At 37.1% G+C, this 13,933-nt stretch carries 12 protein-coding genes; 6 read left to right on the top strand and 6 right to left on the bottom strand.

Annotated elements, in window-relative coordinates; all coding sequences use genetic code 11:
• Window positions 1-108: 108 nt before the first annotated feature.
• The 6 genes from ESV24_RS11760 (at window position 109) to ESV24_RS11740 (ending at window position 7,205) form a co-directional block, all read left to right on the top strand.
• Window positions 109-3,999: a hybrid sensor histidine kinase/response regulator transcription factor gene (locus ESV24_RS11760; RefSeq protein ID WP_111816612.1), complete on the top strand. Its 3,891-nt coding sequence runs from the start codon at window positions 109-111 to the stop codon at window positions 3,997-3,999.
• A gap of 116 nt (window positions 4,000-4,115) precedes the next feature.
• Window positions 4,116-4,253, top strand: coding sequence for a hypothetical protein (locus ESV24_RS15365; protein WP_170227891.1), 138 nt, complete (start codon window positions 4,116-4,118; stop codon window positions 4,251-4,253).
• Window positions 4,250-4,612, top strand: coding sequence for a DUF4870 domain-containing protein (locus tag ESV24_RS11755; protein WP_111816616.1), 363 nt, complete (start codon window positions 4,250-4,252; stop codon window positions 4,610-4,612). The genes ESV24_RS15365 and ESV24_RS11755 overlap by 4 nt, the downstream gene beginning before the upstream one ends.
• Window positions 4,613-4,641: 29 nt before the next feature.
• On the top strand, window positions 4,642-5,031 hold the full coding sequence (locus ESV24_RS11750; RefSeq protein ID WP_111816617.1) for a hypothetical protein: 390 nt from the start codon (window positions 4,642-4,644) through the stop codon (window positions 5,029-5,031).
• Window positions 5,032-5,259: 228 nt separating this feature from the next.
• The gene (locus tag ESV24_RS11745; RefSeq protein ID WP_111816619.1) at window positions 5,260-5,898 is read left to right on the top strand and encodes an NAD(P)H-dependent oxidoreductase; all 639 of its coding nucleotides are present in this window, start codon (window positions 5,260-5,262) and stop codon (window positions 5,896-5,898) included.
• Between the two features lie 113 nt (window positions 5,899-6,011).
• Window positions 6,012-7,205: a DegT/DnrJ/EryC1/StrS family aminotransferase gene (locus ESV24_RS11740; protein WP_111816620.1), complete on the top strand. Its 1,194-nt coding sequence runs from the start codon at window positions 6,012-6,014 to the stop codon at window positions 7,203-7,205.
• Here ESV24_RS11740 and ribB read toward each other — a convergent pair.
• The 6 genes from ribB to tpx form a co-directional block, all read right to left on the bottom strand.
• On the bottom strand, window positions 7,202-8,350 hold the full coding sequence (gene ribB / locus ESV24_RS11735) for a 3,4-dihydroxy-2-butanone-4-phosphate synthase (protein WP_111816622.1): 1,149 nt from the start codon (window positions 8,348-8,350) through the stop codon (window positions 7,202-7,204). The two genes, ESV24_RS11740 and ribB, sit on opposite strands and share 4 nt — an antisense overlap.
• A 127-nt stretch (window positions 8,351-8,477) precedes the next feature.
• On the bottom strand, window positions 8,478-9,926 hold the full coding sequence (locus tag ESV24_RS11730; RefSeq protein ID WP_111816623.1) for an LptF/LptG family permease: 1,449 nt from the start codon (window positions 9,924-9,926) through the stop codon (window positions 8,478-8,480).
• Between the two features lie 15 nt (window positions 9,927-9,941).
• Complete coding sequence (gene lolA1, locus ESV24_RS11725) at window positions 9,942-10,580, bottom strand: outer membrane lipoprotein periplasmic chaperone LolA1 (protein WP_111816706.1); 639 nt, start codon at window positions 10,578-10,580, stop codon at window positions 9,942-9,944.
• A 1-nt stretch (window position 10,581) separates the two neighbouring features.
• Window positions 10,582-12,945: an FtsK/SpoIIIE family DNA translocase gene (locus ESV24_RS11720; protein WP_111816625.1), complete on the bottom strand. Its 2,364-nt coding sequence runs from the start codon at window positions 12,943-12,945 to the stop codon at window positions 10,582-10,584.
• A 93-nt stretch (window positions 12,946-13,038) separates the two neighbouring features.
• A complete protein-coding gene (locus ESV24_RS11715) occupies window positions 13,039-13,398 on the bottom strand; it encodes a diacylglycerol kinase (protein WP_111816627.1) in 360 nt (119 codons plus the stop codon).
• The gene (gene tpx / locus ESV24_RS11710; protein WP_111816629.1) at window positions 13,398-13,898 is read right to left on the bottom strand and encodes a thiol peroxidase; all 501 of its coding nucleotides are present in this window, start codon (window positions 13,896-13,898) and stop codon (window positions 13,398-13,400) included. The genes ESV24_RS11715 and tpx overlap by 1 nt, the downstream gene beginning before the upstream one ends.
• Window positions 13,899-13,933: the final 35 nt, after the last annotated feature.

Here is a 13,933-nt window from a genome sequence, read left to right as displayed (position 1 = left end):
GTAAAAATTTGTTTAAAAGCATTGTAAATGTTGGGACAAAGCAAATATGGATGGCAATAATTTCGACTGTAATTTTTTTAGTATATTTAAGTAGCCAACCAACTCTAAATGAAATCCCTAAAGTTCCTTATTTTTTATTTGCTTTCCTTGGTTGCCTTCTCACAGAGCAATAAACAAGTAGCGTTTCGTGAGCTTACCGTTGAGCAGGGATTGTCGCAAAACAGCGTCGTCAGTATTGCACAGGACAGCATTGGGTTTATGTGGTTTGCAACGCAGGATGGACTCAATAAATATGACGGCCGCAATTTTATACATTTCGATATTCAGTTTGAGGACGTAACCCGCCCCACCTATAGCAAGCTGGGTAAAATATACGTAGCTAAAAATGGTGAATTATGGATTGTTTCAAATTCTGGAAAGTTGCAAAAATACAATCTTGAGAACAATGCTTTCAAAACCATCTCAGCTGTTAATAATGTAAGCACGCTTATTCAAAATGAAACCTTCAATCTCTATTTGGGAACCTACGGAAATGGTATTTATAAGGTTAATTATAAAGCAAATGATACTATTCAATTTTTAAAACCGAAAGATTCCAAGCGTTCAATTTATGGTTTCCTAGAAACAAATGGCAAAACCATTTTAGCGACTACAAACAATGGGTTTTTAGAAATAAATAACGATAAATATATTTTTCGGGAAATTATGCCCGAAACTAATTTTAGTGCTATTTCACAATCCAAAAACAATATTCTTTACCTGGGAAGCTACGGAAAAGGACTTTTTATTAAGCATCCCAACGAATCAGATTTTCAACAGTTCAATGGTTTTTATGATGCCGAAATACCCGTGAATTTAATTATTCAAGACCTTTTAGTGGATAGACGAAACCAACTGTGGATTGCCACTTACGGACGAGGTGTTTATTTGATAAATTTTGAAAGGAAAACTATTCAAAATTTTACCGAGGATAAAAACAATCCTTATGCCCTACATTACAACGATGTGCTGTCTTTGTTTGAAGACAATACAGGAACAATTTGGCTGGGCACTGACGGTACTGGGCTTAGTTATTATGACCAATACTTGGTGAAATTTAATGTGCTTACAAACGATCAAGTGCCATTGAATGTGAATGTGGACGTTATTAGAGCGATTACAAAAGATGCCGAAAAAAATATTTGGGTAGGCACCTCGGGAAAGGGATTGACCCGTTTAAATATTGACAAACAGGATTTTCACACCTACACCACTCAAAATTCGGGTCTTTTGGGAGACAGAATTATGAGCTTGTTGTTTGACGACGGAATGCTTTGGATAGGCCATCAAACCCACGGTTTGCAGCTTATGGATGCCAATGGAAAATTTACTTCGTTTAATGAAACTGCCTCATTCACTATTTGGAAGATCTATAAAGATGAAAATGGCTTATTCTGGCTTTGCACAAGGGATCACGGCCTAATTCAATTTGATAGAAACAAAGGGATTATTCAAAAATTCACAACAGAAAATTCAAAGCTCACCACAAATAATATTAGAACTATTGAACAGGGAAGCAAAAAAGAACTTTGGATTGGCACGGAAACCGACGGCATTTTTAAGCTCAATATTCAAAACAGTGCTCTTGAAAATGTAGAAGATGTAAGCAGTAATGTGAAATCATTATACTTTGATGGCTCGCTTCTTTTAATCGGGACCAACGGAGATGGGCTACAAATTTACAATCCAGAGGATAAAAACATTCAAAAATTCACAATGGCAAATGGTTTGCCAAACAATGTAGTTTACGGAATTCTTCCAGACGCTGAAGATTATTTATGGATAAGTAGCAATAAAGGTATCTCGAAACTAAAATTTAAAAATAACACCATTTCGGTAATAGATAATTACAGCAATTACGACGGTTTGCAAGCTTTCGAATTTAATACGGGCGCTTATTTTAAAGACGAGAATGGCATGCTGTATTTCGGCGGATTGGAAGGGATTAATTGGTTTAATCCAAACCAATTATCGTTTAATCCCGTAAAGCCAAAAACAATAATTTCAGGTTTTGAAGTGTTCAATAAAGACCGAAAGCTTACACCAAAACAAAATCTTAAATACAATGAAAACACAGTAACTTTCACATTTTCGTCCCTGCATTTTTCACAACCCGAGCGCAACCAATACAAGTATAAACTAGTAAACAACGATGCCAATTGGATTGCCGCGGGAAACATCAACCTTGCGCATTACACAAACCTACCGCCCAATGACTATGAGTTTCAGGTTATTTCCAGTAACTATGACGGCGTTTGGAATACGGAACCGGCAACCTACTCATTCACAATTTTGAAACCTTGGTACGCTACCAATTTGGCAAAAGCAATGTACGCAGTGCTCTTTCTTTTATTCGCATTTTATCTTTACCGATATCTAAAATGGCGCTGGGAGATTAAAACCCAGTTGCGATTGAAGCTCGAAGAAACGGCAAGGCTTAAAAAGGTGGATGAGCTCAAAACGAAACTCTACACAAATATTTCGCACGAATTTCGAACTCCTTTAACGCTTATTTCTGGACCAATAGAGAATCAACTTGCAAAAGCAAAAATTTCAAAAGAAGATAAAAAAGAACTGTCGCTGGTAAAACAAAATGCAGACAGGCTGGTGAGTTTGGTAGATCAAATGCTCGAATTGTCTATGATAGATTCCGGTCAGCGAATATTGGCAATTAAGCAAGGAAACCTTTCAGTTTTGCTCAAACAACTTATTAGTGCCTTTCAGTACAAAGCTGCCGAAAAACAGATAACTATTTTGAGCAATATAAACAATTTAAAAAGTGTTTGGTTTGATAAAGATGTTATTGAAAAGATAACTTCAAATCTTTTATCCAATGCTATAAAATATTCACCGAAGCGCAGTACGATTGTGTTTGATGCGAACAATCAAGAGGGAGTTTTGGTTCTTTCAGTAATCAATAAAAGCGATAATGTTGGGAAAAAGGATTTAAGCAAACTTTTTCAGCGTTTTTACCAGGACAATAAACTTTCGGAAGGCGTGGGGGTTGGTTTGGCATTGGTGAGGGAATTGGTAACACTTTCAAAAGGATCCATTGTTGCTAATAATATTGATGATGACAAAATTCAGTTTACTGTTTCGCTACCTATAAATAGGGATGCCTTTGAAGATGCCGAAATAATTTCAGTAGAAAAAAATAGAACTACATATTCTGCGGAAGACAAATTTGAAAGTGTTTCAGCTAAAGATAAAGCTATTATATTAATTGTTGAGGACGAACCCGATATCCGGGCCTTTATTATTTCAATATTTAAGCATAATTATCAAATATTTCAAGCAGAGAACGGTAAGATAGGAATCGAAAAAGCAATAAAAGAAATGCCAGATTTGATTGTCAGTGATATTATGATGCCTGAAGTTAACGGTATTCAGCTTTGTAATACCCTTAAAGCAAATGAACTTACAAGTCATATTCCCATAATCCTTCTCACCGCAAAAGTGGGTGAGGAGAGCGAAATTGAAGGCATAAAAACAGGTGCTGATGGATATGTAACCAAACCTTTCAGCAGTGAAAAACTGAAAGTCAGGGTTGAAAAACTTATTGAAAATAGAAGAAAACTTCAAAAGCATTTCAGTAAAACGCTCAGCATTAATCCCGAATTGGCAATAACTTCTGCCGAAAGTGATTTTTTAAAACGCTTGCAAACGGTATTGGATGAACACATAACAGATCCTGAATTCACAAGTGACCGTTTTAGTAAAATTATGCTGATGAGCCGTACACAATTGCACCGAAAACTGAAGGCTATTACGGGAATGTCTGCCAGTGAGTTTATACGTTCGCAACGGTTGAAACTTGCTATTCGTTTGCTTGAGGAATCGGACACTTCAATTTCAGAAATAGCGTATCAAGTTGGGTTTAATACGCCTTCTTATTTCAGTAAATGTTTTAAGGAAACTTATAACTGCACCCCAAACGAATATATCGAAAAGAACCTATAATACAGCTATTTGTGCGTATTCCGAAACTCTGAAACATATCTTCTATGTTTTGGAACATTTCTACTATTAAACATTTTTCTTTCCCTGTAAATTTGTTAACCATAAAAGGTTTATCAATGAAAAATTCCACTGATAGCAATAAGAAAGACGATGTAATTTATATGAGCATCGATCATCTTAAAGAGGGTAAATATGAATTGAAAATCCTTTTGCACAATAAAGTGTTGAAATCCATTAAAATTTTAAAAAAATGAAAACTGCAGAAACAAAAACAACTCCTACCGAAGCTACCATTTCCAAAACTGAAGGAAAAAATATAGCAATTATAGCTTATATAACCTTCATAGGCTTACTTGTCGCTTTCGTAATGAACGGTGAAAAGAAAAATGAATTTGCCCAATACCATATTCGGCAATCATTAGGCCTTGCGCTTACAGGATTGGTTTTGGGAGCCATTGGAATGATACCCATCTTGGGATGGATAATCAACATACTCGGCTTTTTTGTAATGGTCTATATGTGGGTAATTGGCTTAATGAACGCCATCAATGAGAAAGAAAGCCCGGTACCACTTTTGGGTAAAAAATATGAAGAGTGGTTTAAGAATATTTAAAAAAATACAACCTTATAAATTTAAAAATTATGAAAACTAAAATACTATTATTATTAGCAGTTATGACCCTCTCTATAAGTTGTATTGAAGATGAAGTTGAAAAACTTGGAAAATCTGATTGTGCAGTGACCGTTGAAAACGAATTAGATGAGTTAGAGGATGAGTACCAGAAATTAATGCTTGAACCAGATAGCGATGGTAATGATCAGTCCTTAGAAGCTTGTTTGAATAGGCAGCTCGCAACGCAAACTTATTTTGACCTATTATTAGATGACCGAACCAAATATACCGATCGAGAGGGGTGTACATTAGAGGAAAAAGTAAGTTTTAACGTGCGCATTAGTGAGAGAACTCAGGATTTGCATGAGGATATGGTAAGTATATGGAACCGTTGTGAAGAGATTTTCGGTGGTGGTTGATTATGTTTGTCCATTAATAATTATTAATTCGCAAAAGGAAAAATGAAACCTAAATACTATATAAAAATCGCCTTTTCCTTTTTAATCTTAGTATAACCAAATAGTTTCGGAACTAAACTTGGGTGGTGTTAAGTAAGTTTTAATTGTTGAATTAGTAGCAAAAGGATAGCGGTAAAAGTTCCAAACTTTTATCGCTATTTTTGTAGCCAATATTAATTCATTTTTAAAATGGCTTCAAGAACAATTGAAAAATTGCAATGGCGTTACGCAACAAAAACGTTCGATTCCTCTAAAATACTTTCCGAAGAAAAGCTGAATATATTAAAGGAAACTTTTAACCTCACGGCAACTTCGTATGGTTTGCAACCTTTAAAATTGGTAGTGATTAGCAATTCCGAATTGAAAACTAAGCTGATGCCGCTTACGTACAATCAGCCACAGGTTCGTGATGCTTCGCACGTTTTAATATTGTGTGTTGAAAAAAACATTAATGAAAACTTCATTCTAGAACATTTCAAAAGGGTAGAAGGACAGCGAAATACGCCGCGAAAGATTTTAGAGCCTTTCGAGAAAAACTTAATTGCTTCCTTCACCGAAAAAAATAGTGAAGAAATAAAGGATTGGATGGTTAACCAACTTTATTTAACACTTGGAGCCCTTTTAACCGTTTGTGCTGTTGAAGAGATAGACGCTTGCCCAATGGAGGGTTTTGAACCCAAAAAATACGACAAACTTATTGGTCTTGACAAAAGAGGATTGGAATCTGTAATCGCACTTCCCGTAGGCTATCGCGACGAATCAGATTTTTTTAAAGATCTTAAAAAAGTGCGTCGTGGCGTTGATGAACTTATTATTGAAGTGAATTGATTTTTTAAAATTCATTCCACATACTTTTGAGCTGAACACGCAACTCTTACCTTTGGCAATCATCTTCAGTAAAGACCCAATAAAAAATAAAGAATAACAATAAACAATAAAAAATGCCCGGATTTGAAATTTTTGGCGCTGAAGAGCGCAAACAAGTAAACGACGTTTTAGAAACTGGCATTTTAATGCGCTACGGTTTTGACGGTATGCGCCACAATCACTGGAAAGCAAAAGAATTTGAAATAGCGTTCGCTAAACGAATGGGTGCTGAATATTGCCAACTAGTTTCCAGCGGAACAGCTGCTTTAACGGTTGCATTGGCTTCCGCAGGCATTGGCGCGGGTGATGAGGTTATAATGCCAACCTTCACCTTTGTAGCGAGTTTTGAATCTATTTTGGCTTTGGGCGCAATTCCAATTCTGGTAGATATTGATGATACTTTAACGCTGGATCCAAAAGCTGTGGAAGCAGCAATCACTTCAAAAACCAAATGCGTAATGCCCGTACATATGTGCGGCTCTATGGCAGATTTGAGAGCTTTGAAAGCAATATGCAAAAAACATAATTTAATTCTTTTAGAAGATGCTTGCCAAGCCATTGGCGGAACTTACGAAGGAAAACCTTTGGGAAGCTATGGCGATTTGGGTTGTTTTTCTTTCGATTTTGTAAAAACCATTACCTGCGGTGAAGGGGGTGGTGTTATCACCAATAATGAAAAATATGCACTAAATGCAGACCATTACCAAGACCACGGCCACGACCACGTGGGCAATGATCGCGGGGCGGAAACGCACCCTTTTTTAGGCTATAATTTCAGAATTTCTGAATTGAATGCTGCTGTTGGTTTGGCGCAATTGGACAAGTTGGATGGAATTTTAAAAATTCAGAAAGAAAACTACACCATTCTTCGTGAAACTTTAGAAACTATTGAAGGCGTTACTTTCAGAAGAGTTCCTAAAGGCGGAGAGGAAAATTATTCCTTCCTAAATTTCTTCCTTCCTACGGAGGAATTGACCAAAAAAGCACACAAAGCTTTATCTGAAGCAGGTGTAGATGCCTGTTTTTATTGGTACACCAATAACTGGCACTACATAAATGGCTGGGAGCATTTAAAAAATTTAAAATCCTTGGGAAATCTTTCTTCCGAAGTGAAAAACCAGATGCAGGATTTTAACAATACAGATTTTTCAAAAAGTGATGCTATTATGAGCCGCACGATTTCTTCCTTAATAAAAATTGGCTGGACTGAAAAGCAGGTTAGGGATAGGGCAGAAGCTATGAAAATGGCGATAGCTTCGATGCTTTAATAACTAACATACTCCTTAATTTCCAAACCATAACCAATCATTCCAACGCGTTTTGTCTGCTCGCTGTTTGAGACCAAGCGAATTTTGTGGATTCCCAAATCGTGCAGAATTTGTGCCCCAATCCCGAAATCTTTGCTGTCCATTTCAATACGTGTCGCTTTCGCAATTTCATTAGGTTTTTGAGCTTCTTTCAGTTCTTTTAAGCGATTCAAAAGATTTAAAGATTGACTTTGTTGGTTTATAAAAACAATGGCGCCTTTTCCTTCATTATTGATAACGTTAAACATATCGTCAAGCTTTTGCTCGGCATTATTCGTTAGTGTTCCCAATATATCGCCATTCACCAAAGTTGCATTTACTCGAACCAAGACAGGTTCATTTTCTCTCCAACTACCTTTCGTAAGCGCTATATGAATTTGATCGTTTGTAGTTTGCTTGTAAGCACGAAGTCTAAAATCTCCAAATTTTGTATTGATTTTGAAATCTTCCTTTTTTTCAATCAAGGAATCGTGCTCCATTCTGTATTTCACCAAATCTTCAATGGAAATAAGTTTTAGATCAAACTTTTTAGCAACTTTCATTAATTGTGGAAGCCGCGCCATAGTTCCGTCTTCATTTAAAATTTCAACTAAAATCCCAGCTGGTTTCAATCCTGCTAACCGTGCCAAATCTATGGCAGCTTCTGTGTGGCCGGTTCTTCTTAAAACGCCACCTTCTTTTGCACGTAAAGGAAAAATATGCCCTGGTCTTCCCAAATCTGAAGCTTTGGTTTCATCATTTACAAGAGCTTTTATGGTTTTTGAACGGTCGTGCACCGAAATTCCCGTGGTGCAACCGTGGCCAATCAAATCTACAGAAACTGTAAACTGCGTGTGGTGTAGTACGGTGTTGTTTTCCACCATCATATTTAAATCAAGGAGGTTGCAACGTTCTTCGGTTAGTGGTGCACAGATAAGCCCTCTGCCGTGCGTAGCCATAAAATTGATCATCTCTGGCGTAACCATTTCAGCTGCGGCAATAAAGTCTCCCTCGTTTTCCCGGTTTTCATCATCAACTACAATGATTATCTTTCCATTGAGAATATCTTCAATGGCTTCTTCAATAGTGTTGAGTTGAACGGAACTTTCTTTTTCTGTGGAAATCATAGCTTTAAAAAATGTAGTGCAAAGGTATAAAATGTAGTTTTGTTATTTGCCAAAAGATTTTAGCGAAGTATTAATTATAATAGATTGTAATAAAATCTCAACAATTTTCTTTCCGAATAATAGCAACCTATTTTTTTTCTTTCTTTTTCTTTTTTATTCCTAACCATCGTCCAATCCTTTGTAAAAAAGAATCAAAATCAAAAATTCCTTGGTCTGTGGTTGCACGATAAGTGAGCCAAACACTAAGCGGAAGCATAATAGCAGTACTTATCCAAGTGGCTATAAAAGGATGCATCGTGCCATCTTCGGCGCTGTTTTTTGCGAAAATTCCTATAAAGTGGTATGTTAAAAATAGTAATACTGCAACTACCAATGGCAGCCCCATGCCCCCTTTGCGTATAATTGCCCCGAGCGGTGCACCCACAAAAAATAATATAATGCAGGCTATTCCTAAAACGTACTTGTCGTGTAGTGCTATTTCTGTTTTGTTAAGCCGTTCTACTTTTTGGTTAAATTCAACTTTTTTAGCATCTACAGTTTGTAATGTGCCTTTTGCGTTGTTTAACGCGAGCTTCACTATTTGAAGTTGGTGTACAGGATTATAGATTTCAAGAATTGTATTAATGGACTGAGGTTTGGTAGAGTCTGCAATTTTGTAGTCCTGAAATTTTTCTACACCACTACGGTAGTACATATTTTTAGTGTAAGAGGCAATATCTTTGGAATAACTATCGGAAAGTGAATCAATTTCAACCCGAAGTTCACTGATATTGTACATATTCTGGTTGTTCAGGTTATTCTCTTTATCCACATCCTTAGCGTTTAGCTCAGTAAGGTCTATGTTAATAGCATAGGTCTCAAAATAACTTTTGGCAAAAGGGCTTTTTATTTGTTTTGCAGCACTTTTAGTTTGGATTTCTTCGTAGTAATTCCCTTCCTTCAAAATCAAGGAAAGCGTATTGCTGCCTTCTTCGCTGGCCAGCTCTCCATTATCTGCGATTATAACGGTAAAATTTCCGTTTGGTTTCGATTCATTTTTTTTATGAATTATTACATCTTTTAAATATTGATCACGATCGCCACTTTTCTCTTCCACTTTTATGTTGAACATATCTCCAATTTGGCTGAATTGTCCCTCAGAAATTACCATAGAAGGCTGAAATTGCGAAATGTTTCGTCGCAAGTTCTGCCATTTATATTCGGAATAGGGTATAACGTTATTAGCGAAAAAGAATGCGGTAATTGAAAGCAAAATAATGAAACCTATTACGCTTCCCATGGCTCGCTGCAATGAGATTCCAGTAGATTTCATCGCGGCAAATTCATACTTTTCAGCAAAGCTTCCGAAAACCATCAATGAAGTAACCAAAATAGTGAGCGGAAGGACCAAAGGAATCAATCGTGGGGAAACATACCAAAGAAATTTAAGCACTATCCAAACATCCAAGTCTTTTCCTGCCAGTTCAGATATGTAGAGCCAAATGGTCTGCAGAACAAATATGAACATTAAAATAATGAAGACGCTTACAAACGTCTTCAAATAACTTAACAATATATACCTGTCCAGTATTTTCACTTGCGGGTGGGGTGGTTACAACTTGTTTATGTAATAACCGTCTTTTTTATATTTTGCCTCGTCAAAAGTAAACAAGGTTTTGGAAACAGGTTGATTTGTTTTGAATGAATTTACGGTAAGCGTGTATTTAGTGCCTTTCGCATCTGTTTGGATTAGCTTGTAAATATGTTTCGTCTGCACGTCTATGCCCAACAGAATATCTTTAATCTCGGCTTTTGAATCGATCGGTATAAGCTTTACATACTGAATCTTTCTACCCTTCACGTTTTGCTCTATGTCCATTTTATAGTTATAGCCTTTTTCATAAAAAGTGAGCATTTTTGAGGGTGTAATTTCTTTATCATCTTTTGCATTATATGCCGAAATGGTTACTTCTTCGTCCTCAGGAACGATAGTGTAAATGTTTTTTCCATCAAAAATACGGGTAGTTCCAAGCATATTTAAAACGTACTTATCGCCCTGAAGCGTAACATCGCCTCGGGTTTCTTGACTTACGTTTTCTTTGGAATTGCTCAAATTGTATTTGAAATCGATAGCGATGTTATCGTAGCTTTTGGCTTTTGCCGAAACCTCCTTTAGCAAAGATTTTGCATCCTGAGCCTGCGAAAGTGTTGTTATAAAAAAAGCGATTAAAATAATACTAAGTTTCTTCATTTTAATTATCATTAGTTTCGTTATCTAAAAGTTGGTTTAACGCATCAATTGTTGGAACCAAAACTTGCCTTGCCTTGCTGCCCTCAAATTGCCCTACAATACCGGCTGCTTCCATTTGATCGATAATTCGCCCTGCGCGGTTATAACCCAATTTAAGCTTTCGCTGCAATAATGAGGCAGAGCCTTGTTGTGCAATTACCAATACTTCTGCGGCTTCACGGAATAGTTTATCGCGTTCCTCTATGTCAATATCAAGAGTTGTGCCACCTTCCTCGCCTACGTATTCTGGTAATAAATATGCGTCCGGATATGCCTTTTGCGAACCTATAAATTCCGTAATATCGGCCACCTCAGGGGTATCCACAAAAGCGCATTGAATCCGTGTTAATTCATTGCCTTGGGTATAAAGCATATCTCCGCGACCAATTAGTTGATCTGCGCCAGAATTATCCAAAATAGTACGCGAATCAATTTTGCTAGTTACCCTAAACGCTATTCGCGCCGGGAAGTTTGCTTTTATAATACCCGTAATCACGTTTACCGAAGGTCTTTGTGTAGCAATAATCAAATGGATCCCAATTGCACGGGCAAGCTGTGCCAAGCGCGCTATCGGTGTTTCCACTTCTTTTCCGGCAGTCATAATCAAATCTGCAAACTCGTCTATTACCAAAACGATGTACGGTAAAAAACGGTGACCTTCATTCGGGTTCAGTTTCCTGTTTTTAAATTTGGTGTTGTACTCTTTAATGTTACGAACCATTGCATCTTTCAGCAAATCGTAACGCGCATCCATTTCAATACAAAGTGAATTCAAAGTGTTTATAACCTTTGCGGTATCAGTGATAATAGCTTCTTCGGTGTCGGGCAGTTTTGCCAAATAATGTCTTTCAATTTTGTTGAAAAGCGTCAGTTCCACTTTTTTTGGATCTACCAAAACGAATTTTACTTCGGCTGGATGTTTTTTGTATAAAAGTGAAGTAAGCACAGCGTTCAAACCAACAGACTTTCCTTGTCCGGTAGCCCCGGCCATAAGCATGTGTGGCATTTTTGCAAGGTCAACAACAAAGGTTTCGTTGCTGATGGTTTTTCCAAAAGCGATGGGCAGTTCCATTTCGGCATTTTGAAATTTCGCCGAAGCAATTACTGAACGCATAGAAACCATTTTCGGATTTTTATTTGGCACTTCAATACCAATAGTACCGCGCCCTGGAATGGGAGCTATAATCCGAATACCCAAAGCGGAAAGCGAAAGGGCAATGTCGTCCTCAAGATTCTTGATTTTTGAGATACGGATTCCGGCATCGGGCACAATTTCGTAAAGCGTAACCGTTGGTCCAACGGTTGCTTTAATATTTGCGATGCCTATTTTATAATTGCTGAGCGTTTCAACAATTCGGTTTTTGTTTTCTTCGAGTTCCTCTTGGTCAATCGTTATTCCAGCGCCCACAGTGTGATCGCGTAGCAATTCTATGCTTGGAAATTTATAGCTGCTTAATTCCAATCTTGGATCGAACTCACCATAATCTTTAACTAACTTATCACTCAGATTTTCAATTTCTTCTTCTTCATCTGGAATGTGTTCTACTTCCATTTCCACATCGCCTTCCACGTCAGATTTCAGAATTAATTTTTCAACTGGAGGAGGTGGAGGTGGAGTAACTCTTTCTTCAATCTGAGGCTCAGGAATCTCCTCGTTCTCTTCTTCAACCTTTTCTGAAATACTATCGGAAACAGTTATTTTTCCTTTCTGTTCCTCGGAAACAAATTCAGATGCGATTTGCTTTTTTGAGCTTTTGAAAGCATCGATTGCCATTTCTGGGGTAAGCTTTAAACGTACTACCAAATAGACTATCAAAATAAAAACCATTACCAGCATTGCGCCAACCAAACCTAAATAATCCTGCATAAGGTCGTTAGTTTCATAACCAATAATACCGCTGAAAAGCGTTGTCTTTTCTCCAAAAAAACCAAAGAAAACTGAAATCCACAACATTAAAAGCAATCCCCAAAACCAAAACTTCTTTAGTGGTTTCTTCGCATAGTCAAAAAAATAGTAAACACCTGTTAGCGACACAAGGAAAGCAAAAATAAACGCAGAAACTCCAAAACCGTCATAAATAAAGAAATGCGCTACGTTAGCTCCAAATTTATTGAGCCAGTTTTTTGTTTGTAGTTCGCGTTCTGCAAGCATTCCGATTTCGCTTTGATCTGCCTGCCAAGTGAAAAAGTAGGAAACAAAGGAGAACAAAAGAGCCACCCCCAATAAAAACAAAAAGCTACCCAAAAGAATTCTCTGTTGTTTGGATAGCGAAAAGTTTATTTTTTTGCGCGGGGTTTTTGCGGTTGGTTTCTTTTTTTTGGCCATTAATAGAACGGTTGTCTTTTTAGCAAAAATACAAATATCAATGAGGAAAATTCCAAATTACAAAAAACAAATTCAAAATAAATTTTAGTGTGATTATAATTTTGGAATATAAATAATACAACCAATAATGACCGCTGTAATGGCTGCGAAAAAGACAGCCCCAGCAGCAATATCCTTTATAAAACCTATTTTATTGTGAAAATCAGGATGAACAAAATCGGCTATTTCTTCGGCGGCAGTATTTAACCCTTCAATACTCAGCACGAGCCCGATTGCGAAAATTTGAAACATCCATTCTGTTGTAGAAATTTCAAAGTAAAATCCGGCAAAAGTCATGATTACTGCAATCGCGGCCTGCACTTGAATGCTCGCCTCGTTGCGTAATAAAAGCAAAGCGCCTTTAAGTGCGTAGCCGCATCCTTTAAGGCGCTTTCCTAAAAATGAATCCCACATTATAAAAGTGGTTTTAATGCCGAAAGATAATCTGGTTCCTCTCCAATATCCGGCACTTGCTGGCTGTGGATTACTTTTCCGTTTTCGTCCAAAACCACAACTGCGCGTGAAAGGAGTCCATGTAAAGCACCACTTGACATTTCTACACCGTAATTTTTTCCGAAATTGCCGTCACGAAAGTCAGAAAGGTTGGTAACGTTGTTTATTTCCTCATCGCTTACAAATCGTTTTTGCGCAAAGGGAAGATCTTTGGAAATACAAAGCACTTTTGTGTTCTTCAACCCAGTTGCTTTCTCGTTGAATTTACGAACGGATGTTGCACAAACATTGGTGTCTATACTCGGGAAAATATTCATGATTACACGAGAACCTTTGTAATCTGATAGTTTTTTTGAACTTAAATCTTGTGCTGTTAAATTGAAATCTGGAGCTGTTTCTCCTACTTTGGGTAGTGTTCCAATGGTTTCAATATTGTTTCCGCCTAGTTTTATAGTTGCCATTATTTTGTAGTTTAAAATGAAGCATAAAGATACGG

The sequence above is a fragment of the Aequorivita lipolytica genome, assembly GCF_007997135.1.
Taxonomy (GTDB): domain Bacteria; phylum Bacteroidota; class Bacteroidia; order Flavobacteriales; family Flavobacteriaceae; genus Aequorivita; species Aequorivita lipolytica.
This window is presented reverse-complemented; position numbering and strand designations above follow the sequence as displayed.

Coding starts and splice junctions, on each gene's coding strand:
- ESV24_RS11760 (WP_111816612.1), top strand. CDS start 109: ATGAAATCCCTAAAGTTCCTTATTTTTTATTTGCTTTCCTTGGTTGCC.
- ESV24_RS15365 (WP_170227891.1), top strand. CDS start 4,116: ATGAAAAATTCCACTGATAGCAATAAGAAAGACGATGTAATTTATATG.
- ESV24_RS11755 (WP_111816616.1), top strand. CDS start 4,250: ATGAAAACTGCAGAAACAAAAACAACTCCTACCGAAGCTACCATTTCC.
- ESV24_RS11750 (WP_111816617.1), top strand. CDS start 4,642: ATGAAAACTAAAATACTATTATTATTAGCAGTTATGACCCTCTCTATA.
- ESV24_RS11745 (WP_111816619.1), top strand. CDS start 5,260: ATGGCTTCAAGAACAATTGAAAAATTGCAATGGCGTTACGCAACAAAA.
- ESV24_RS11740 (WP_111816620.1), top strand. CDS start 6,012: ATGCCCGGATTTGAAATTTTTGGCGCTGAAGAGCGCAAACAAGTAAAC.
- ribB (WP_111816622.1), bottom strand. CDS start 8,350: ATGATTTCCACAGAAAAAGAAAGTTCCGTTCAACTCAACACTATTGAA.
- lolA1 (WP_111816706.1), bottom strand. CDS start 10,580: ATGAAGAAACTTAGTATTATTTTAATCGCTTTTTTTATAACAACACTT.
- ESV24_RS11720 (WP_111816625.1), bottom strand. CDS start 12,945: ATGGCCAAAAAAAAGAAACCAACCGCAAAAACCCCGCGCAAAAAAATA.
- ESV24_RS11715 (WP_111816627.1), bottom strand. CDS start 13,398: ATGTGGGATTCATTTTTAGGAAAGCGCCTTAAAGGATGCGGCTACGCA.
- tpx (WP_111816629.1), bottom strand. CDS start 13,898: ATGGCAACTATAAAACTAGGCGGAAACAATATTGAAACCATTGGAACA.